Origin of the sequence: Chryseolinea serpens, assembly GCF_900129725.1 — a bacterium.
GTDB classification, from domain to species: domain Bacteria; phylum Bacteroidota; class Bacteroidia; order Cytophagales; family Cyclobacteriaceae; genus Chryseolinea; species Chryseolinea serpens.
The window spans coordinates 1,623,258-1,645,879 of the sequence record NZ_FQWQ01000001.1 but is presented as its reverse complement, the minus strand read 5'-3'; the positions used below and the strand labels follow the sequence as shown (position 1 = coordinate 1,645,879).

Genomic DNA, 22,622 nt, shown 5'->3' with positions numbered 1-22,622 from the left:
CCGATGAACATGAGAACCATGAAAAAGATATTCAGAATATTTCTCGCCTATGCTGCCTGCATCGCGGTGACGTCATGCTCGGACAGCTTCCTCGACATCAACGCACCCAGCGTTTCGGAACAAAGTTTCTTCACGACCGAAAACCAGGCCAACCTGGCGCTCACCGGATGCTACGACATCCTGGGTTGGGATGATACCAATTACTTTCCCTTCTGGCTGGGCGACATCCTTGGCCACGATGCCTACAAAGGCGGCGAAGGTCCCGGCGATCAACCGTGGATCGAGCCGTTGCTGAACTTCCAATACAACGCCGGCAACCCGGGCTTGCCCGTTCCCTTTCAACATTACTACTTTGGCGTGAACCGTTGCAACCGCGTGATCGACAAAGTGGGAGCAATGACCAAGGAAATGATCGGCGACGACAAGAAGGCACAAGTGATCGCCGAAGCGCGATTCCTGCGGGGCTACTATTATTTCGAGCTGGTGAAGATCTTTGGTGAAGTGCCGTTGGTCGATCACCTGATGAAAGCCGGCAATTATAACCTACCCAAGTCCAGCCTGGCAGAACTGTGGACCTTTATCGAAAACGACTTCAAAGCGGCTGCCGATGTGCTGTTGGAGAAAGGCGAACAAGATGTGGGTCGCGCCACCAAAGGTGCGGCACAAGCTTTCCTCTGCAAGGCCTACATCTTCGAAAAGAAATGGCCTGAAGCGTTGGCGATGGCAGAAGAAGTCATCCAATCTGGCACGTATGACCTGGAAGCCAACTATGAGGACAACTGGAAACTCGACCATGAGAACGGCATCGAGTCCGTGTTCGAGATCCAGTTCACCCCATCGGGCACCGACGCCTGGGGCGACGACAACGAGGGCAATGAGTTTGTGATCTTCACCCGCAGCCGCAACAACGGCGACGGCTGGGGCTTCAACTGTCCCAAGCAATCTTTTGTTGACCGCTTCGAAGCCGGCGATCTCCGTCGCGATGCCACCATCATCGACGACGGCGAAGTGCTCTGGCCCGGAACCGACGACGAAACGGTTGCCGACAACCAATTCTCCTCTTGCCTCGACCTCTACATGGGCCAAAAATACCAGATCCCCCCAAGTGAATGGGGTCTGCAAAGTGACGACCCCAACAACTGGATCGTCATCCGCTATGCCGAAGTATTGCTCTGGGCCGCTGAAGCCGCGGCACACACCGGCGGCGATTGGCAAAGCTATCTCCAGCAAGTGCGCGACCGCGTAAACATGGGGCCGACGCCGATCGCGGATGCACTGCAAGCCGTTTACCACGAACGCGAAGTAGAGTTGGGCATGGAAGGCCAACGCCTCTGGGATATTATCCGTCAGGGCCGTGGCGAAGAGGTGCTGGGTGGAGAAGGTTATGTAGAAGGCGTGAATAACTATTTGCCGATCCCACAATCGCAGTTGAACTTTATCGACAACTGATCGCAGAAATTTAACAATAGAGAAAGAGGCCGCCGGAAACGACGGCCTCTTTTGTTATTCTGCCGGGCGACCGCGCAGGGTCTTGGTTTTCGTAAAGAAAGTTTTGTATCTTCAAATGAATGAATACTTGAACGAACAACAGGAAGACCTTTGTCCATTGAATGTTCGACGACCGATTTTAATATTTAACCGGATGCCGATGAAAAGAACCCTCACCTACCTTGCGGTAACATTACTTTCCGCCATGATCATTTCCGCCTGCAAAAAAGATGACGACGAGACCTACAACTGTCCGATAAGCCTTTCCACCAAAGCTCCCGCAGACGGTCTGGTCGTATACAGTGTCACCCTGGAATCCGGCGCAGGCGTAGCCAATCTCATCACCTATCAAGGCACCTCGGGCAAAGTAACCCTGAACAACCCAGACCTACCGTTCCACGTCACCATCGACGTGAAAACAGACGACATCATCAGCATCGCCACCAACGTCACGGCCATGCATGGCAAGATCGCAGTAGGCTATGCGTTCTCGGACCCCGGGGGAGTGGTTCCGGAGGTGGATACGCAGTATTGTGAGAATTGAGAATCAGGAGCCAGAAGCTTGGTCGCGGCATTCAGTAGCCAGTAGTAAGTAGCCAGTAGTCGGTTACACGGTGCTCGGCATTCGGGATGCAGTAGGTAAGGCTAAGTATTCAGTAGTTCGCGAAATAGTTAAGACAAGGGCCATAGTTCAGTTTGATGCTGTACTATGGCCCTTGTGCATTGAAATAATTGAACTTGACCCAACGGCTGTAAGGTGGTCAGAGACGTTGCCTCGTTTCTGAGTCATGGCCATTGAACAAGATAGATAGACCCTGACTACTGAATGTCGAAGACCGATCTCAAATCAACTACTGGCTACTTACTACTTACTACTTACTACTTACTACTTACTACTGACTACTGAATGCCGCGACCAAGCTCCTGGCTCCTGGCTCCTGATCCCTACTTCTTCAAACTCTTCAAATAAGCAATCGTCTGCGGCACCTGCTCATTCACCCGGTTGCTTTCGTCTTCGATGAAGAAGTGTTTGATTCCTATTTTATTGGCCTCTCTCAGGATTCCGGGAATGTCAATTTCGCCTGTGCCCAGTGCAACGTCGTTGTCCGTGGAGGTTCCGCCGGTGAGGTCTTTCGGGGTGCCTTTGCGGAGGTCTTTCAGGTGCATGAGTTTCCAGCGGTTGCCGTATTTCTTTAGCAGGGCCACGGGGTCGCCGCCACCGAAATGTGTCCAGAGTACGTCCATTTCGAAGGAGACGTATTGGGGGTTGGTGTTGGCAATGATGTAGTCGAGGAGGGTGCCTTTTTCATAGGGCTGAAATTCGTAACCGTGCGTGTGATAGCAGAAGGTGATGCCATTCTCTTTCAGGACCTTGCCGGCAGCGTTGAAATCGGCTACGGCTTTTTTTGCATTCTCCAGGGTGAAGTTTCCTTTTTCGTGGGGAATCCAGGCGCACATGAGGTAAGTAGCGCCAAGAGCCTTCGTTCTCGCGGCCACACCTGCAGGATCCTTTACCAACTCTTCGTAGCCCGCGCCCGTCGACGGAATGGAAATGCCGCGTTCATTGCAAAGCTTCTTGAATTCTTCCGGAGCCATCTTGCCACCGCTACCCTCTATTTCTGTAAACCCAAAACGCTTAATGGAATCCAAAGTAGCCTCAACCCCATTGGGAAAGCTCCGGCGGAACGTATACGCCTGCACCCCAAACGGCGCAGTATATAAAGCATTCTTATTTGCCTGCGCCAACACCGCGTCACTCGCGCAGAAAAGGCCCAGAACAAAAAGACACAAGACAAAGTTTTTTTTCATAATCGATTTATGTTTTGGTTTAGTGTTGCACTCGTAATTTAACTCAACTTAAAACTAATTTCCCTCAATCCCCACAAAACCAATAGTGACAATCCCCAGCTCGAACTCCCGGCTACTGAATACTCGCTCCTGAATGCCGATTCCCAATTACTGGCTACTGACTACTCACTACTGGCTCCTGAATGCCGATTCCCAACTACTGGCTACTGACTACTCACTACTGGTTACTGAATGCCAATTCCTAACTACTGGCTTCTGGCTCCTGGCTCCTGACTCCTGACTACAAATTCCTCCGCCTCATCTCCTCCACCGCATAATTCGCCGCCCGCGCCGCAAACGTCATATACGTCAGCGTTGGATTTTGCGTACTGGTAGACGTCATACAAGCGCCGTCCGTAACAAATACATTCTTGCAATGATGAAGCTGATTCCAACTGTTCAGCATCGACGTCTTAGCGTCTCTGCCCATCCGAACCCCGCCCATCTCATGGATGTCGGCGCCGGGAGGCGTTTGCGTGTCCACCGCGCTGATGTTGGTGAAGCCGGCGCGTTCGAACATTTCTTTGGATTGGGCAATGTAGTCTTGCACCATCTTATCGTCGTTCTCACTCCATTCGCAGGAGATGATCAATTGAGGGATGCCATATTTATCTTTTTGATCGGTAGAGAGGCGCACGTGATTTTTTTCCAGGGGCACGCACTCGCCCATCATCCAGCTGCTGATGTGCCAGTTGCCGAGTTTGGGTTTGAGCAGGTTCTCGCGGAGTTCATCGCCGATCATGCTGGTGTCGGAGCCCGCGCCGCGACCACCGCCGATGCCGATGGCATAGCCGCGAAGAAAATCCATTTCGTGTTTGCGCACGTTTCGGAATCGCGGTATGTAGGCGTTGCTGGGGTTGCGGCCGTCGGTCTTTTTGTCTTTGAAACCTTCGTACTCGGCGTTGGCTTTTCCACGGTAGTTGTGCCACGAAACGTATTTGCCCAACACACCGCTGTCGTTGCCCAAGCCATTGGGGAAACGGTTTGAAGTGGAGTTGAGCAGAATGGCGTTGCTGTTGAGTGCCGAGGCGTTCACGAAGATGATGTTGGCAAAGAACTCCATCGTCTCCATCGTTGTGCCGTCGACGATGCGCACGCCCGTGGCGCGTCCCTTGGTGTCGTCGTAAATGATAGAGTGCACGACGGCGTGAGGTCGTATGGTGAGGTTGCCGGTTTTTTGTGCCCAGGGAATGGTGGAAGCGTTGCTGCTGAAGTATCCACCAAATTGACAGCCGCGGTTACACATCGTCTGGCTTTGGCAGGCGCCGCGGCCTTGCTGGCGGTGTATTTCCTGCGGGTCGGTGAGGTGTGCGCAGCGGGCCTGGATCAGGTGGCGGTCGCCATAATTTTTTTGAAGACTTTCTTTAAAGTACTGTTCGATACAGCTCATCTCGAAGCCGCGCATCACTTCGCTGTCGGGCAATTCGGCCAGGCCGTCTTTGTTGCCGGCGATGCCGGCAAATTTCTCAACGTGGGCATACCAGGGTTCGAGGTCTTTGTAGCGAATGGGCCAGTCCACCGCAAAGCCATCGCGTTGGGGGCCTTCAAAATCGAAGTCGCTCCACCGCTGCGTTTGCCGCGCCCACAGCAGCGACTTGCCGCCGACGTGGTAGCCTCGGAACCAACGGAAAGGTTTTTCCTGGATGAAGGGTTGCTCGTCGTCGCGGATCGCCCAATGAAACGTTTCTTCGCGCATGCCGCGGGCCAGTTGAAAGTCCTTCCGTTTTTCGAGGGGAACGCTGCCGCGGTATTCAAATTCATAGAGGCCTTTGCCGGCCGTGGGATAATCTTTTACGTGCTTCACGTCGCGCCCTCTTTCCAGCACGAGCGTTTTCAGCCCCTTATCGCAAAGCTCCTTGGCGGCCCAGCCACCACTGGCGCCCGAACCGATGACGATGGCGTCGTAGGTTCTTTTTTCGGTGGAGTCGATGTTGAAGTTTGCCATGCGTTATGCGTTTACGCAGCCGTAGTAATGACCGGGTGCGGTTTTATATTCCAGGATGTTCACCATCACCTGGCGCGATGTGCTGAAGCCGCGGATGGTCTCGGTTTTGAGCAGGGTGAAGAAATCCTTTTCGTTTTTGTCGGCCGAGGTGGAGCGCTTCAGCAGCAGCGTCTCGCGTTGCTTCTGGGTGCACAACGGAAAGGGTTGGCCATAGGTGGCGTGGGCGTCGGCATCGAGTTTTTTGAGTTGTTCTTTTATGTTTTGCTGAACTTCGGGTTCGTAGCAATCGTCGAACAGTTTTTGGAGGAACTTGTCAACGCCCACGACCAGGGCACCCAGCACGGCGCCTTGGGGAATGATGGTGTCGGCGGTGGAGGCCAGCAGCGCTTGTTCGTCGGTTGAAAATGTGGACGGATGGGTGGCTACGTCGCCCTTCTGCCACTGGTCGGCCCAGGCGGGTAGGGCAATCAGACCACCGGAGGCGGCCATCAATACTTTTAAACTTTCACGCCGGTTCATAATCGATAAGCATAAAGGTTGGAGCTACACTTGAAGGTACGACAAGCCACGATGGGTAAAAGGTAAATTATATGAATGGAGGGCAATTAAATCGAGTGCAGTGGCCTGTGCAGGTTTTGGATGGAATTCGTCAAAAGATTATCTTCCTGCTTCTTTAACTATTTCTAAGTATGGCAGGGCTAGATTTTATCAGGAAGAATGCGCTCACTTTTTCCGCTATTCTCGTGTTGGCATTGATCACCGTAAACACCGGTATTATTTACTACAACGACTGGGTGCTGAAAGACACCACCCAGGTGAAAGCCGAAACCGAAAGGGCAACCTATTTGGTGGGCCAGGTATGGAACCAGGTGGTGCGCAACATGGACGTGGGTATGCGCGGCTATGCCATCACCAAAAATGAATCCCTGCTGGGACCCCTCCGCGACGGCATGCGCGACAACCCCATCATCTTTGGAGAACTACGCACGCTCACCAAAAAACAAGGTTTTCAACATCCCGCAGCCATCGACAGCATGGCCACCGGTGTAGAGGCGTTTATCAACAGCACCAAAAAGATGGTCGACCTGATCAAGATCGACAGCATGAATGAATTTCGCGCAGCCCTTGCCGCCGACCCCGGGCGCGATGCCTGGTTTATCTATGACCGCAACGCCCGCACGATCAATGGATTCGAAAATACCCGCAGCGAAGCAGCCCAGACAGCTTACGAAGATGCCAACAACCGGACCCTGGTGGTACAGACCATTCTCAACATCATTGCATTCCCTTCCTTGCTGTTTCTTATCGTAAACATCCGCAGAGAGCGAAAAGAGCGGAAAAACCTGTTCTCTAAACTCGAAGAAAATAACCGCGCCTTCCTGTTCGACCCCGGCACCATCACGGAGGAAATAAAAGAGAACGACGTGATCGATGACTCCATCCGGAATTTCAAAACGGCCACCCACTTCATCAACCAGGTATCGAATGGAAATTTTTCCGTGACCTGGGATGGCTTCACACCGGAGAATGAAAAACTCAACACGACAAACCTGGCGGGCGAATTGGTGCTGATGCGCGACAAACTGAAACAAATCAAAGCGCAGGACGAGATCCGAAACTGGACCACCGAAGGTCTTGCCCGTTTCTCGGAAGTGCTGCGCAAAAATCAGGACAATCTCGAAGCCCTCAGCCTCGACATCCTCACGTTCCTCACCAAATATTTACAAGCACAACAGGGTTGCCTCTTCATCCTGCAGGAAGACCTCGAAGACGAATCGCATATGTTTCTCGACATGTCTGCCTGTTATGCGTTCGACAAACGAAAATATGTGGCCAAGAAACTGGAGATCGGCCAGGGACTCGTAGGCCAGGCCTTCCTGGAAGGGACACCCGTAGTGCTGACGGATGTGCCGGGAGGCTACACCGAAATCACCTCGGGACTGGGACACAAAACCCCCACCTGTCTGCTCATCGTGCCCATGAAGGCAAACGAAAAAGTAGAAGCCGTGATCGAACTGGCCGGCTTTCAGAAGTTTGAGAAATACCAGGTGGAGTTCCTCGAAAAAGTGGGCGAGCTCACCGCATCGACGCTGGGGTCGGTGAAGAACAACGAGAAAATGAAAGCGGTGCTGGAACGCTTCAAAGTGCAAACCGAACAGCTCAAGTCGCAGGAAGAGGAACTGCGTCAAAACCTGGAAGAAATGGAAGCCACCCAGGAAGCCCTTCAGCGCGCCGAAAAAGAAAAACAAGCTTAAGCCTTCCCATCAAAAACATGTCAGGCCGTTGCTATGTGGGTATCGAAATCGGGGGCACCAAGCTACAGATCGTAGCCGGCGACGACGACCTGCAGATCAGTCACCGCGCCCGAACCGCCATAAAAAAAGAGGAGGGCGCCGCCGGCATCCTGAAACAGATGGAAACCCTGCTCGATGACCTCACCCGGTCAGTCGACCCCACGGCGATCGGCGTTGGTTTCGGAGGGCCGGTCGATCACGTGTCGGGACGCATCCTCACCTCGCACCAGGTCAACGGCTGGTCTGGGTTTGAACTGGCCAAGAAACTGAAACAACGCTATGGTGTGCCGGTCGTACTGGACAACGACGCCAACGCCGCCGCACTGGCCGAAGCTTTGATCGGCGCAGGAAAGGATAAAGAACGCGTCTTCTACATCACGCTGGGCAGCGGCATCGGCGGAGGCATGGTGATCGATCAAAAATTGTATTATGGTGCCTTGCCCGGTGAAGTGGAAGTAGGCCACCTGCGCCTCGACCGCGAAGGCACCACCCTGGAAGCTTGTTGCTCCGGGTGGGCGATCGATAAAAAAATACGCGAAGCCATCCAACGTCAGCCCACCGGCAAGCTTTACGAGTTGGCCAGGGGTGGGGATGAGGCAGGGGGAGAAGCCCGCCACCTCTCACAGGCCCTAGCCCACGGCGACACCACAGCAAAAAACATCCTCCACGAAACCGCCGCGACATTAGCCTTCGCGCTCTCGCACGTAGTGCATTTATTTCATCCGGACATCCTCGTCGTCGGCGGAGGACTTTCCCTCATCGGCCCGGCGCTCACCGACGCCATTGCCGCCGAACTCGATCAACACCTTTTGAAAGCATTTTTGCCTGGCCCTCCCGTTGTCGTTGCGCAATGTGGAGAGGATGTGGTGCCCCTCGGGGCACTGGCCCTCGCCCGCGAGGCTACTGTAGATATTTTTAACCTAAAACAGAAGAGCGATTTTTTATGAAACCTTATTTCACGTCCTACATCCAAAACCTGCAAGCCGCCCTGGGCGCACTTCCCGCCGACCGCCTCGAACACATCCTTGAAAAATTCCGCGAAGCCGCCAGCCGCGAGCAACAAGTTTTCACCTTTGGCAACGGCGGCAGCGCCATGAGCGCCACCCACTTCGTGACCGACCTGGGCAAAGGCGCCTCCGACAAAATGAAAAAACGCTTCCGCTGCATCTCGCTCAGCGACAACATCGGCTGGCTCACGGCCCTGGGCAACGACTATTCATACGACGAGATCTTTGTTCGCCAGCTCATGAACCTGGCGCGCCCCGGCGACCTCGCCTTCACGATGAGCGTGAGCGGAAATTCGCCTAACCTGGTGAAGGCCGTGGAGTGGTGCAAGGCCAACGGCGTTTATACCATTGCTTTGTTGGGCGGTCAACGCGGGGCCATTACCAACCTTGTGGATTATGCGGTGGTGGTGGATGATAAACATTATGCGCGGGTGGAGGATGTACATATGAGCATTTGTCATATGATCAGCTTTGCGTTTATTGAAAATGAGCTGGCGTAGCGATCAGTCCTAACCGCGGAGGCGCAAAGGACGCAAAGTTGGCTTTGCGTCTTTTCTTTGCGTCTCTGCGCCTCAGCGGTTAAAAAACTTCAGACCAGCCAAACTACTTTTCCCGCCACGCTGTTCTATCCCGAACAAGAATCCCTCACTCCAAAAGATGAAGTTGAAATTAAGTGTGCTGGACCAAACCCCCATCCGCCGGGGAACCACGGCCGCAGAAGCCCTCCAGGAATCCATCGCCCTCGCCCGTTTTGTGGACAAGCTGGGCTATACGCGCTACTGGCTTTCTGAACATCACAACATCAATACGTTGGCTGGCGCCGCGCCGGAAGTGTTTATCGCCCGGCTTGCGGCGGAAACAAAACATCTCCGGTTTGGGTCGGGCGGCATCATGCTACCCAACCACAGCGCCTTAAAAGTGGCGGAGAACTTTCGCTTGCTGGAGGCCCTGTACCCCGGTCGCATCGACCTTGGTGTAGGTCGCGCCCCCGGTGGCGATAGGCTCACGGCCTCGTTGCTCAATCCGTCCAACACCTTCAGTCCCAAAGATTATGTGCAGCAACTGGTGGATCTCAAAGGTTTTCTGAATCTCGACACACAAGCTGGCGCCGTGCACGATCGCGTGCGCGCCATCCCCAATATTGAAACGGCTCCCGCCTTGTGGATGCTCACGTCCAGTGGCGAGAGTGCCTACATCGCTGCGCATTTTGGCATGGCCTTGTCGTTTGCTCAATTCATCAATCCCAACGGAGGCCCTGAAGCGTTGCAGGCGTATCGACAGAACTTCAAGCCGTCGGCCGAATTGCCGGAGCCCCAGACCAGCGTGGGCGTTTTTGTTTTTTGTGGCGACACAGACGAGAAGGTCGCCCGCGTACAGGCTGTGATGGACTATCGACTGCTCAGCATTGAGAAAGGGAAGGTCGACGAGTCGCCGTCATTTGAATCGGTGCGCGGCTATGAATATTCCCACGACGAATGGGAGCGCGTACTCTACAACCGCCACCGCACCATCGTGGGCACTCCCGACGTGGTGAAACGAAAAATCGAAAAAATGGCAAAGGATTTTAACACCGACGAAATTGTGATGTCTACTTTCGCCGACGACTTCGAGGACCGGCTGAGATCTTATGAAATTCTGGCCGAGAGTTTCGCCTTGCGAGTTTCCGAAAGTGTTGTGTCGGAATCCTGATTTTTCGCTTTTTTTCTGATCAGATGTTGTGGTAGGAGAGGAAGTTTTGCATCTTCCTGTCTGACTGGCGAGCATGCACAAAAACGCGATTTGGATTTTTTTAGTGGCCATCGTGGCAGGCCTGTTGTGGTGGGGAAAGAACCTTTTTCATTCCCGCGTAGCCAAACCAAGACAACAAAGTGGTTGCCTGTCGATGAGAAAAGATACCCTTGACGTGGCCGTTTTAAGAGCGCTTCTTCCTGGAAAAAGTTGGAAATATCAATATACAATGGACAGGCATAGTTGCTTTGCCAAAAGGAAGGAAGGCCGTTCCCTTATCAGCGAGTATGTTTTTGAGCTTTGTACATGGGATACACTGCAACTCCCGCCCCTTGACGGCTTTAAAAAAACGTTCAGAAAAAGTTTTTCAGGTATTTGTTATCGCTGGTATGCAGACTCCGCTGGTGTGCGGATTCCTCTTGAACACAGGAGTAGGAATCCATATTTCGTCCTGTTTGCCGATTCTCTGAGACGTTCACCCCATAGCCATCTAAGTGTGTACGGCAAAGATGGCCATGCTTATTTATTAATTACAAAGCTGAGTGCAGATACGTTGGTAATAAACTATGGAGAAGTCTTTAAGAACAAACAGGGCGAAGACGATTGGGGTTTCGAGGACTTATTCGTCGCCTCTGAATAACAACTGCCCTCGCCCATGTTGATGCTTCTTCACCACTAACCTCCAGCCTCATTCCGCTTTGGCGGCCCCCTCGGAAACCTCGGGCCGGGCTATCCATTCCAAGTCCGGCCAGCCCTTACACCCGCAGCATTCCAAACCACTATCAAAATACTTGTTAGTGTCCCCTAACAAATGGCACCCCCATTCCCCACCGCACTTCGGGCTTTCCATTTCTATCCCTGGCCGATCGCCCCGATAGAAATCCTGGCTGAAAGGTTCGCTCTGCGAGCAGCCGAAAGCGTTTGCGTCGCCATCCTGATTTTTTTGCTTTTTTACTAACCCGGTGTTGTAGTATGAGAGGAAGTTTTGCATCTTCCTAGCCGATAGCCAACATGTATAAAAAAGCGATCTGGATTTTGTTAGTAGCCGTTGTGGCAGGCCTGTTGTGGTGGAAAAAGATTCTTTTTCATGCCCGCGTTACCATACCAACACAACAAAGTAGCTGTCTGTCGATGAGAAAGGACACGCTAGACGTGGCCGTTTTAAGAGCGCTTCTTCCTGGGAAAAGATGGAAATATCAGTATACACTTGACAAACACAGTTGCTTTGCCAAAAAAAAGAAGGAAGGCCGTTCCGTTATCAGTGAGTATGTTTTTGAGCTTTGTGCATGGGATACGCTACAACTGCCGCCGCTCGACGGCTTTAGAAAATCGTTCAGGAAAAATTTTTCAGGTATTTGCTATCGCTGGTATGCAGATTCCGCTGGTATACGGATTCCTGTTGGATACCACAGTAGGAATCCATATTTCGTCCTGTTTGCCTTCACTTTAAAACGCGCGCCCGAGAGCTCCCTGATGATCTATGGCAAGGACGCCAAGGGTGATTTATTTATTACGAAGTTGAGTGCAGACACGTTGGTAATAAACTATGGAGAAATCCTGAAGAACAAACAAGGCGAGGACGACTGGGGTTTCGAGGACTTATTCGTCGCCACAAAATAAGCAACCGCCTCCGCCCTTGTGTTGGCATTGCTTCACCAACAAATGCCCTCAATATACACCCACTGCATTAAAGAATTGCCCGCCCTCTTGTTGGTGTCTCACCAACAAGCCTATTCAGCTTCCAGCGCGCTTCAATCTCACCAACCCCCAAACCTTACATCATCAAACCTAAAATCAACTCCCCCAACACCCTCCATTCCTCCGATCCCTCTAAAGAAACAATCTCCATTTTCATATCACTTCCGTCAAAAAATCACAAGCTTCAAACTGCAATCCAGTTTCAGTAGGCGACCATAACTTTGCCACTGTCTAATAGTAAAATTTAATCTCGTATGCTTAAAATGATGAAGTATGTGTTTTTGATGTTGATGGCCAGCGGTTGCTGTCACATCGTAAAAGCTGGCGCGCCTGCCGTCGACACCGTGATGTTGCCCGAGGCCGCCACCGGTGCGCGCGTTTTCCGCGCGAAGGATTCTCTGCATGTGAAAAAGGTTAAGATCACGGAGTACAAAAAGAAGGTGGATCACGCCTCGGTAGTTTATCCGGAGTATGATAAACAATGTGCCGGGTGGAGGTTGACAGAGAAGCAACTTGAAAAGATCCTGGTAAAGAGCTACACCATTACCGAACACGAGGTGCGCTTTTTCTTTACCACTGTCCCTTGTCATTATGAAGGTGTGGCGATCGTGAACGACGGTCAGTCGATGCGGTTCGAGGTGAACGCAGGATCGTATTCGGTTTTTTATGAGGATCTCACGGCCTATTATCTTGGCTATTTTGGCGCGGGTGTCGATTTTGTGGAGCCGCCCGGGATTGCCGTGGACGTGCCCTAAAGCATAGGCTATTCAAGGAGGAAGGCGCAAAGTTTGGTGTAAACAAACTTTGCGCCTTCGTTTTTTTGTCATCACAGGTTAGATCATCGCCACAACCTTTCGCATCTTTTCGACTCCGGTCTTGGCCACGGTGAGGGCATCGTTCTTCCAGTAGTCGAGATTGAAGAGCTCCAGCGACAGCACTTTTGTGCCGCCCATGTTCGACAGATCGGTCAGAATCTGTTTGAGGGGTGCCACACCATCGCCCGGGTAGACGCGGTTCGAATCTTTTTGTTGTTCGCGCGGAACGTCTGATGGGTAGTCGTTCATGTGGATGACGTCGATCAGTTTTCCGTTCACCATCTTGAGGCAATCGAAGCCCGAGCCACCGCGGAACAGGTGGTAGACATCCGGGAGAATGCGTGCATCCGGATCGTTGGCCACCGCCGCCGCCATCAATGCCTGGCCGAAATGATAGAACACGGGCGACGATCCCCAGAATTCCAGCAAAGGCATCACGCCAGTCTTGCGCCCCAGGTCCAGCAATTGTTTATAGCGTTCGCCCACCTTAAAAAGGTCCAGGGGCACATCCGTCTTGACACCCGACGAGGGCGCGGCAATGCGCGTGCATCCCAGTTCGGCCATCATTTCCATTTCTTCTTTCATTTGCGCAAACCCCGCGGCACGTTGCGTGTCGTCTTCCACCATCCACGGCGCAAAGCCGATGGCGTCTTCGACGGTGACGTGGCTGTCGTCGAGGAGCTTCTTTAGGGTCTTCAGCGAGTTGCCACCTTCCTTGAAGGCTTTTATTTCGGGCACCCACAGCTCCACACTATCGTAGCCGGCCCGCGCCGCGATCTCGATTGACTTTTGAACGCCCGGCTTTTGGCCGCTGATGGTGCTGGTATTGAGACAGAATTTGAATTTGCCGGTAGGCTTCTTTTGTTCTTTTCCGAAACTGGTCTGAGGGGCCAGCGCGGCGCCGGTAACGAGTCCCAGTGTTTTCAGGGCGTCTCTTCTGTTGGTCATAGGAGATATGGGTTTAGGATGTTGATCGATAGTATAGCAAGCTACGAATTTTCCGAGGGTGCGCGACAGGGCACTGGATGGACGGTAACAATGGCGGCTGAAGTGCGAGGGTGGCGAAGGGATGTCTGGTTGACAGCGGAGGGGACCGCTCCATTCGATCCGGGCGGCGTTAAAGACCTGATAAAAAAGCGGTTGATGCATTCTGATCATGCTCACCCAGTAACGTGGCGAAGATATCAAACAACGAACCCGATTGGAGCCTTTGGTGATAGCATTGCCTGAACGATCAACCGCCCATGTTTTTGACCCGCTGAAACGGATCGTTTATAAAGTGTGCCGCCGGCTATGGCTTCACTTGCGGCCCTGCGATAGGTCAACTTTCTTACGGCAGGGGAGGGGCATTTTTTGTCGCAGTATGATCAACGTACTCCGTAGCCTGTCCCTACCGTTGTATGGAATAAGAAATTACCAATCAAAGATAGCAGAAGCCCCATTGCAGGGGGTGGTAAAAAAACGACAATGTTAGGTTGGTCAGTGTTGTTTGGCAACGACCACGTCGCCCGGGTAGTCGTAGCCGCGGAAGGTGGTGATGTTGGAGCGTCCCAAGGCCGCGAAATCTTTGGCCAGGTGGTGGAGGTCGTAGTAGCCGCAGGCAAAGGCGATGGCTTCCCAGCTTTTTTGGGGCTGTTTGTGTTTCATCACGTTGGCGTGGATGAACCGGTTGAGGGTGTTGAACCGCTGGGCGCTGATGCCCACGTGTTCCTTAAAGTTGCGTTCGAATTGGCGCGTGCTCTTGTGGCACCGTTGTGCCATGGCGCGGATGTCGAACGGGAAGGGGCGCGAGAAGATGTCGGTGGCCACCCCGGCGATTTCGGGTTGGTGATGGATCTTTTTGCGGGCTTGGATGAGGTCCAGGAAGAATGCGTCGAGAAGTGTGGCTTGCCGGCGCAGGTCGGTATTTGCCATGAGTTGTTCGACCAGGGTGTTCACCGCCGGACCCCACACCTCGCGGGCGTCCACGAGCGAATTGGTGAAGGATGGGGCGGGAATGCCGGTGAGGTGGAACAACCCCGTGGGCGTGAACGAGATCTGCAGACGACGGCACTTGCGGGGCATGTGACTGTTGAGAAAGCTGCGATCGGCCATGCCGAAGATGTTGCAGCGGGCCACGCTGAATTCGCGTTGCGTGCTGAAGAGGTTGGGCACCTCGTCGGGGAAGATCTGTATGGTGTGTTCGCGCAGGGCGGGGAGGGGGAGGATGTAGTCTTTTGTCCACCCATCGATTTCGTGGGTGAAGAAGCCGTAGTAACCAATGTAGGGCTTCACCGCGTCGTGGGGCAAGAAGATTTGAACGGATTGCACAGGGTCGGGGGATATCGCGTGTTGAAGGTAAGAATTTTTTGTTTTCGATGTTTAAACCCGGGCTTCAAAACATTCGGTGTGCACGGCTGCGTGAGGGATGGCAGCGGCACCCCGCAGCAGCGCGGGCCGGTGAGGGGGCGCGAGGAGTATAGCGGACAGCCCGACCCAAGGTACGAGGGGCACGCCCCTCATCCTAAACCATCGCCCGCCGCTGTTTACTTTCGCGACGCCTTACAACTTTCTCCTGGTCCCTTCCATCACAATACAACAACCTCATAAAATCGTTTTACGTAGCCAACCTGTTAGCCCCTTGACAAGCGGCGTTAAACCTAACGTGTTCCGGGGTACTTTGCGTTCGTCTTTAGTCCAGAGTCATTGGTAGTTAGTAAATTGCCTGGGACTAAGCGCTAAAGACTAAAGACTCAGGACTAAATACTAAACTATGCTGAAGAACTTTTTCAAAACCGCCTTTCGCAACATTGTGAAGTACAAGGCCTACTCGCTCATCAACTTCGTGGGCCTTACCTGCGGATTGACGCTGGCGCTGCTCATCATCACCTATGTGCGAAGCGAGGTCGGCTACGATCGTTTTCATGAGAAAGCTGCCCGCCTGTATCGCTTCCGCTACACGGCGCCCAATGGCCTGGAGATCGCCAGCTCGCCCCCGCCGATTGCCCCCGTGTTGAAAGATTACTTTCCCGAGGTGGAGGAGACGGCGCGGCTGTATTTGCGCAACGTCAGCATCACGCGTCCGAACAACCCGGAGGCCTTTGAAGAGTCGAGCATCCTGTTTGCCGACTCGGCCATCACCAAAATGTTTACGTTCGATTTTGTGAAGGGCAACCCCAAGCGCGCGTTGTGTGACAAGTTCACGGTGCTCATCAACGAGGAAATGGCAAAGAAATATTTCGGCGATGCCAACCCGATTGGAGAGTCGCTTATTTTTAGCGGACGCAATAGCTTTAAAGTGATAGGCGTGGTGAAAGACTTTCCGGAACAGTCGCACCTGCGCTTCAACATGCTGGTGCCCTATGACAACATGTTCGACCTGGAAACACCCGAAACGGCAAAGGTGCTGAGGGACAACCTGGCGATCAACTTCATCATCAGTCACTCCTACACGTATGTGTTGCTGAAACCCGGCACCACCCCCAACCAAATCAACCAGGAGATGGGCGCGTTCCTGAAAAAATATGCACAGCCGCGGTTCCTGGTGGGGCAGGTCTTTCAACTCATGCCGATGGTGGACATTCATTTAAAAAGCACGCTGCTGGCCGAACCGTCGTCGACCAACTCCCTGGCCAACCTTTATATTTTTATGGGCATCGGTGTGCTCACGTTGATCATCGCGTGCATCAACTACATCAACCTCAGCACGGCGCAGTCGTTCACGCGCATCAAGGAGATCGGCATCCGGAAGATCCTGGGGTCGATGAAATATCAACTCATCCTGCAGTTCCTGGCGGAAAGCTTTTTGTTTTCGCTGGTGTCGATGGGCATTGCCTATGTCGCGTTTCATTTTATGTTGCCCTTGCTGAACCTGCTGACCGGGAAGCACCTGGTGTTTGGTGAAGTGGTGGATGGCAAGCTGCTGATCGCTTCGGCGTTGCTCCTCGCCTTTATTACGGCGCTGGCCGGTGGGTATCCCGCGTATTTTGTGACGCAATTCGAGTCGGTGAATGCCTTGAAGGGGCGTGGCGGTTCGGAGGGAGGGAATCAATTTTTGCGCAAGGCCCTGGTGGTTTTCCAGTTGGCCATTGCGTGCATGCTGCTGTCGGCGTCGTTGCTCATTGTGAAGCAGCTCCGTTACCTGGAGGACCGGCCGCTGGGTTTTCAGCGGTCGCAGGTGATCAACATTCCATTGGCCAGCCAAAACCTGAATGGCATCTTCAGTCAACGCGACTCCGCCTTTAGCCTGCGGCTGCAAACTTTCCGCGACCGGGCCGAAGGGTTGAGTGGTGTGAAGCAGACCACGCTGTCGTCGGGTGCGCCCGGGCTGGGCGTTGTGTACCGGGGCATCGTTCCCGAGGGATTTACGACGGAAGACAACCTGTTCATCGCGAACATGTCGGTGGACTATGACTTTTTGAAATCGTATGATATGGAAGTTGTTGCCGGTCGCGGCTTTAGCCGGAACTATGGAACCGACGCGGCCGAAGCCTATGTGGTGAACGAAACGGCCGTACGCGAATTCAAATGGGAGACACCGGAGAAAGCCATCGGCAAAACGGTGAACAAAGAAGGCAAAAAAGGTAAAGTGGTTGGCGTGGTAAAGGATTTCAATTTCGCTTCGCTCACCGTACCCATGTCGGCGCTGGTGATGGACCTGAGTCCGGATCAGTTCAACACGCTCTCCATCACGTTCGCCAACGCCGACGGCCACAGCATCATTCAAAAACTCGAAGGCGATTGGAACAAGCTTTTTCCCGAGAAGGCATTTGAGTACAGTTTCCTGGATGAAAGCCTGCAGAGCCAATATTCGAATTATGAAAATTTTGGTACGATCATCCAGTCTTTTACCGGTATTGCGATTTTGATCTCGTGCCTGGGTGTATATGGCCTCGTGCTGTTCACGGTGCAGCGAAAGGTGAAGGAGATCGGTGTGCGCAAGGTGTTGGGTGCGAACGTGCGCAGCATCCTGTTGCTGATCTATCGCGACTTTGCGCTATTGATCGCGATCGGTTTTTGTGTGGCCGTGCCGCTGTCGTATTACTTTATGAATCAGTGGCTGTCGAATTTTATATACCACACGGAGATCACCTCGTTGACGTTTGTGATCAGTTTGGTTTCGGTGCTGGCCATTGTGACGCTCACGGTGAGTTATCAGGCCATCCGTGCCGCGTTGGCCAACCCGGTGAATTCATTGCGCAGCGAATAATTTTGTCAGGCGCGGCCGTAGATTTTTAACACCGTTTCGCGCCAGTCGTTGGTTTTGGCTGAGCAAATGTGGGCGATGGCATCGGCGATGGCGTCGGGCGCTACCCAGGCGGTGAAGTCGGCGTTGGGCATGGCTTCGCGGTTTGTGGGCGTGTCGATGGTGCTGGGCACCACCACGGAGGCTGTCACGTTCGAGGCGTTGCCCGTGGCGTTCAGCAGCTCGGCCAACTTGAAGATCAGCGATTTGGAGAGGGCATAGGCCAGCGATTTTTTTCCGTCGCTTGCTTTCAGCGCTGTTCTTGCACCGACAAAGACGATGCGACCGCCGCCTTGTTTTTGCATGTGTTGAAAGACGGGCCGCGCCACGTTGTAGGCCGTCTCAAAATTCAGGGCGATCATTTTCTTTACGGTCTTGCCATCGGCTTCGGCCAGGCCACCACCGGCGTAGCCACCCACCAACAGCAGCGCCGCGTCGAGGGTGCCGTGCGTGGCGATCGCTTTGGCGACAACGGTTTCCACAGCCTGTTCATCGGTGAGGTCGGCCTCATAGGTCAACACCTTTCCCGAAGTTTCAAAACCCAGTGTCTTTCCCGGGGTTACCGTGGCCAACACGGTGTAGCCATCCGCCAAAAAGCGTTCAACGGAAGCCTTTCCCAAATTACCCGATGCGCCTGTGATCAATACTGTTTTCATATGCCGTAGGATTTAGTTTCGAACATAAAGAAAGATGGGATATGGTGAAATATGTGGGGGCATAAAGTTTTACGTGTTTTTGCATTGTGTCACCTTTTGTTTGTGTATTAGCTCTTCAACAAACCCGTGAAGATGGGAACAAGCTTGATCGAACTGTTTCCCGAATAGCCATGGCCTTTAGGCCTGTCTATGCACACGTCTTTTTTGAACGGAAGAGCTGATGAATAACCCCGGACTTTAGTCCGGGGACACATGCGCCCTACCTAACCGGGCTTTAGCCCTGACTACTCCGATAGGAGAGCGGCAGGCTGCACATACAGAGGGAAAGTCAGGGTTAAAGCCCGGCAATATATTCGTTGGACATTCCCCGGATTAAAGTCCGGGGTTATTCAGTTCCGCACCGTCCTGCTAACGCACGTCTTGCATTCGACTTTTTCTTCAAGCTATGCATGCGTCCGCCTTAGACGATGCTTTGCTATAAGGTGTCACCTCCCAGTTGAGTTTGCGATCGCAAAAAAAACTTGTCATAATGACCCCATCCCCTCAAACCTATCTTACTTAATACAGATTACCTACTACTGGCTACTTACTACTTACTACTGAATGCCGCATCCAAAACTCCTGACTCCTCCACGAAACAGGTGACCCCCATCCCCCTTCCTCAACCCTTGTAGCAACGATAGTAGTTTAACCACGAACCACATTTTCTGTTTCGTTCGATCGCGCAAAAAGAAAATGAGTGTGCATTGTAGGGTGTGCTATGGTCTTTTGACGTCACGAGAGTAACTGATTAAAACCCTAAGCCTATGAAATTTTTGTTACCGTATGGTTCTCTATTGCTTTTCGGTGTCTTGCTCTGCGTGGGCCCGGGAAGTGTTTACGCGCACACGATGGAATCCTCTCTGATTGTTCAAACCAACACCGTCACCGGCATCGTGTCGGATGAAGGCGGTATGGGCATGCCGGGTGTGAATGTGATTGTGAAAGGCACCAGCAACGGCACGACCACCGACGCGAACGGTGCATACTCGCTGGTCTTGCCAGGAGACGAGGCTTCCACGGTATTGGTCTTCACCTTTATCGGCTACATCTCGCAGGAGCAACCGTTGAATGGCCGCACGGCAGTGAACGTGACGTTGGCCGCCGATGTCCAGCAACTCACCGAAGTGGTGGTGGTGGGCTATGGCACCCAACGTAAGAAAGATATTACCGGATCGGTGAGTTCCATTTCCACCAAGGAAGTGACCGAGTTGCCCGTCACCAACGCGCAGCAGGCCTTGCAGGGACGTATCCCCGGTGTGGATGTGGTCTCCACAGGAACACAACCCGGAGCCGGCGTGAGCGTTCGCATTCGCGGAAGACGTTCTTTTAATGCGGGCAATGACCCGTTGTATGTGCTGGACGGCATCCCGCTGGCCGGCGGCATCAGCGACATCAACACGCAGGACATCCAATCGATGGATGTGCTGAAAGACGCATCGGCCACGGCCATCTATGGTTCACGCGGTGCCAACGGCGTGGTGCTCATCACCACGAAACGCGGCACGACCGATGGCAAAACAAAGGTCTCCTACGACGGCTACTATGGTGTGACCAGCAGCCTGGGAAAGATCGACATGATGAACGGCGCCCAGTTTGCCGAGTACAAACGTGAATCGCGTCGCGCCACCGGCACCTACAATGACGCCGATCCCGTCGCGGCCGACAACAAACTGTTCGAGCCGGTTGAACTGGAAGGCATTGCCTCGGGCAGAACCACGGACTACCAGGACCTGATGCTCCGAAACGGCCACCAGCAAAATCACCAGATCGGCATCCTGGGAGGAAATGAGAAAACTTCTTTTGCCATTTCGGCCAACTATTTCAACGATGTAGGCATTGTTCCCAACCAGAATTTTTCGCGCTATACCTTCCGCATCAACATCGATCACAAGATCGGCAAGTATGTGAAGATCGGAACGTCTACGCTGGCATCGTTCAACATCACCAACGGCGACGGCTTCAACCCCATGCCCGAAGCCTTGTTGAATAACCCGCTGGGTAACCCTTACAATGCCGACGGTTCTTTAAATTTCCTCCCCACCACAGACGGCCTGCGCTCCAACCCGTTGAACGAAATTGTGCCCGGTGCCATTGTGCGGGAAGACAAACGCGCGCGCATCTTCAGCTCGGTGTACGCGGAAGCGAAACTGGCGGAAGGCTTGACATATCGCGTGAACTTCGGTCCCGATTACCAGACCCGCAGAAGGGGAGAGTTCACGGGCAGCCTCACCAACGCCCGCCGCAAAGGCGATCCCACAGCGCGGTCGGACAACTACAATACACTAGCCTACACGTTAGAGAATGTGGTGAACTACACCAAGACCATTGGCCAAAGTTCATTCAACATCACCGGTCTCTACAGCATCCAGCGCCAGACCGACGAATACTACAACACGATGGTTCGGGGTGTGCCCGCGGAATATATGCAGTTCAGCAACCTCGGTGCGGCTCCGATCATTGAAGGTGTTGGCAGCAGCTATAGCCAGTGGACCATCCAGTCGTATATGGGCCGGCTCAACTATACATTCAAAGACAAATATCTCCTCACCGTTACCGGCCGTTCCGATGGTTCGTCGCGGTTTGCCGATGGCAAGAAGTATGGATTCTTCCCTTCCGCCGCTGTGGGTTGGAATGTGATCGAAGAAGATTTCATGAAGAATATCCGCGTCTTTTCAAATTTGAAACTGCGGGCCAGCTATGGCAAAACGGGTAACACCGGCATTGATCCTTACAAGACCCTCGGTGAACTGGAACGAACCAAATATGCTTTTGGAAGCTCGAGTGCCTATGGCTACCATCCCCTCAGCCTGGTGAGCCCGAATTTGAAATGGGAGACCACCGTGTCGGGCAACGTGGGCTTGGATTTCGGAGTATTCAATGGACGCCTTCAAGGTTCGGTGGATGTGTACATCCAAAACACGTCCGACCTCCTCATGGAGCAGCAACTGCCGCCGACCTCGGGAACGTCCAACCTCTACCTCAACAACGTGGGCAAGACCCGCAACAAGGGGATAGAGATCGCCCTCAACTCCGTGAACATCGACCACAGCAGCGGCTTTAAGTGGACTACCGAATTGAATTTCTATGCCAACCGTGAAGCCATCGTGAACCTCTATGGCGCTACGAAAGATGATATCGGCAACGGCTGGTTTATCGGTAAGCCGATGACCGTGTTCTATGACTATGAAAAGGTCGGTATCTGGCAAACCGCCGAGTTGGATCAGGCTACGCAATACCAGCGCAAACCCGGCGAGATCAAGGTGGCCGACCTGGCCGGCCGCGATGCCAACGGCAACCTGGTGAGCGGCGCCGATGGCAAGATCAACGCGGACGATCGCAAGATCCTCGGCTCCGACGTGCCCGACTGGACAGGAGGGATGACGAACCGCTTTTACTACAAAGGCTTCGACTTCTCTTTCTTTCTGTATACACGCCAGGGCGGCATGATCCGCAGCTTGTTCCACAGCAACTACAACAACCTGTTCGGACGCTACAACAACCTGGACGTAGACTACTGGACCCCCAACAATCCCACGAACGCCTATCCACGTCCCAACCAAAACCAGGAGTTCCCCGTGTATGGATCGTCGCTCACGTACTTCGACGGTTCGTTTGTGAAAGTGCGCAACATCACGTTTGGCTACACACTGCCAAAGAGCATTGTAGAACGGCTGAAACTGGAGTCGGTGCGCATCTATGCCAGCGCGCAGAACCCTTTCATCTTTGCTTCCTATCGCTCCAAGTACAAGGGCATCGATCCCGAGTTTGCCCGCACGCCGTCGGCCGGACGTGAACGCACGGCCGAGTTGGATGCGGCTACGCCCAGCAGCAAGCTTATCCTGGTCGGTCTGAACATTAAACTTTAATCTGCCTCATC

Annotated in this window: 17 protein-coding genes; 11 read left to right on the top strand and 6 right to left on the bottom strand. The window is 53.2% G+C overall.

Annotated features, from left to right (window positions below):
• Positions 1 to 18: 18 nt before the first annotated feature.
• Complete coding sequence (locus BUB30_RS06360; protein ID WP_073134845.1) at positions 19 to 1,449, top strand: RagB/SusD family nutrient uptake outer membrane protein; 1,431 nt, start codon at positions 19 to 21, stop codon at positions 1,447 to 1,449.
• 199 nt (positions 1,450 to 1,648) lie between these two features.
• A complete protein-coding gene (locus BUB30_RS06355) occupies positions 1,649 to 2,032 on the top strand; it encodes a hypothetical protein (RefSeq protein ID WP_143164788.1) in 384 nt (127 codons plus the stop codon).
• 401 nt (positions 2,033 to 2,433) lie between these two features.
• On the opposite strand, the gene BUB30_RS06350 is transcribed toward BUB30_RS06355, so the two are convergent.
• The 3 genes from BUB30_RS06350 to BUB30_RS06340 all read right to left on the bottom strand — a co-directional run bounded on the left by BUB30_RS06350 (position 2,434) and on the right by BUB30_RS06340 (position 5,800).
• Entirely contained in the window at positions 2,434 to 3,297 is an 864-nt protein-coding gene (locus BUB30_RS06350; RefSeq protein ID WP_073132044.1) for a sugar phosphate isomerase/epimerase family protein, read from the bottom strand.
• Between the two features lie 280 nt (positions 3,298 to 3,577).
• Positions 3,578 to 5,281, bottom strand: a complete 1,704-nt coding sequence (locus BUB30_RS06345) for a GMC oxidoreductase (RefSeq protein ID WP_073132042.1) — start codon at positions 5,279 to 5,281, stop codon at positions 3,578 to 3,580.
• 3 nt (positions 5,282 to 5,284) lie between these two features.
• Positions 5,285 to 5,800 (bottom strand): gluconate 2-dehydrogenase subunit 3 family protein, encoded by a 516-nt coding sequence (locus BUB30_RS06340; protein ID WP_073132040.1) that lies wholly within the window; start codon positions 5,798 to 5,800, stop codon positions 5,285 to 5,287.
• A gap of 170 nt (positions 5,801 to 5,970) precedes the next feature.
• Between BUB30_RS06340 and BUB30_RS06335 the strand changes: the two genes are divergently transcribed.
• The 7 genes from BUB30_RS06335 (at position 5,971) to BUB30_RS06300 (ending at position 12,763) form a co-directional block, all read left to right on the top strand.
• On the top strand, positions 5,971 to 7,536 hold the full coding sequence (locus tag BUB30_RS06335; protein ID WP_073132039.1) for a GAF domain-containing protein: 1,566 nt from the start codon (positions 5,971 to 5,973) through the stop codon (positions 7,534 to 7,536).
• Between the two features lie 17 nt (positions 7,537 to 7,553).
• Entirely contained in the window at positions 7,554 to 8,522 is a 969-nt protein-coding gene (locus BUB30_RS06330; RefSeq protein ID WP_073132037.1) for an ROK family protein, read from the top strand.
• Entirely contained in the window at positions 8,519 to 9,082 is a 564-nt protein-coding gene (locus BUB30_RS06325; RefSeq protein ID WP_073132035.1) for a D-sedoheptulose-7-phosphate isomerase, read from the top strand. The genes BUB30_RS06330 and BUB30_RS06325 overlap by 4 nt, the downstream gene beginning before the upstream one ends.
• 157 nt (positions 9,083 to 9,239) lie before the next feature.
• Positions 9,240 to 10,271: an LLM class flavin-dependent oxidoreductase gene (locus BUB30_RS06320; protein ID WP_073132034.1), complete on the top strand. Its 1,032-nt coding sequence runs from the start codon at positions 9,240 to 9,242 to the stop codon at positions 10,269 to 10,271.
• Between the two features lie 73 nt (positions 10,272 to 10,344).
• Complete coding sequence (locus tag BUB30_RS06315; protein ID WP_073132032.1) at positions 10,345 to 10,950, top strand: hypothetical protein; 606 nt, start codon at positions 10,345 to 10,347, stop codon at positions 10,948 to 10,950.
• 371 nt (positions 10,951 to 11,321) lie between these two features.
• Positions 11,322 to 11,930 carry a hypothetical protein gene (locus BUB30_RS06305; protein WP_073132030.1) on the top strand — a complete coding sequence of 203 codons (609 nt, stop codon included), beginning with the start codon at positions 11,322 to 11,324 and terminating at the stop codon, positions 11,928 to 11,930.
• A 332-nt stretch (positions 11,931 to 12,262) separates the two neighbouring features.
• Positions 12,263 to 12,763, top strand: coding sequence for a hypothetical protein (locus BUB30_RS06300; RefSeq protein ID WP_073132029.1), 501 nt, complete (start codon positions 12,263 to 12,265; stop codon positions 12,761 to 12,763).
• Positions 12,764 to 12,841: 78 nt separating this feature from the next.
• Here the strand turns inward: BUB30_RS06300 and BUB30_RS06295 are convergent, their stop codons facing one another.
• Complete coding sequence (locus BUB30_RS06295; protein WP_073132028.1) at positions 12,842 to 13,771, bottom strand: sugar phosphate isomerase/epimerase family protein; 930 nt, start codon at positions 13,769 to 13,771, stop codon at positions 12,842 to 12,844.
• Positions 13,772 to 14,302: 531 nt separating this feature from the next.
• Positions 14,303 to 15,133, bottom strand: coding sequence for a helix-turn-helix domain-containing protein (locus tag BUB30_RS06285; protein WP_073132025.1), 831 nt, complete (start codon positions 15,131 to 15,133; stop codon positions 14,303 to 14,305).
• Between the two features lie 442 nt (positions 15,134 to 15,575).
• Here BUB30_RS06285 and BUB30_RS06280 point away from each other — a divergent pair, with 442 nt between their 5' ends.
• Complete coding sequence (locus tag BUB30_RS06280; RefSeq protein ID WP_073132023.1) at positions 15,576 to 18,011, top strand: ABC transporter permease; 2,436 nt, start codon at positions 15,576 to 15,578, stop codon at positions 18,009 to 18,011.
• A 5-nt stretch (positions 18,012 to 18,016) separates the two neighbouring features.
• On the opposite strand, the gene BUB30_RS06275 is transcribed toward BUB30_RS06280, so the two are convergent.
• A complete protein-coding gene (locus BUB30_RS06275; RefSeq protein WP_073132022.1) occupies positions 18,017 to 18,703 on the bottom strand; it encodes an SDR family NAD(P)-dependent oxidoreductase in 687 nt (228 codons plus the stop codon).
• Positions 18,704 to 19,509: 806 nt separating this feature from the next.
• On the opposite strand from BUB30_RS06275, the gene BUB30_RS06270 reads away from it, so the two are divergent.
• The gene (locus tag BUB30_RS06270; protein ID WP_084137931.1) at positions 19,510 to 22,611 is read left to right on the top strand and encodes a SusC/RagA family TonB-linked outer membrane protein; all 3,102 of its coding nucleotides are present in this window, start codon (positions 19,510 to 19,512) and stop codon (positions 22,609 to 22,611) included.
• Positions 22,612 to 22,622 lie beyond the last annotated feature (11 nt).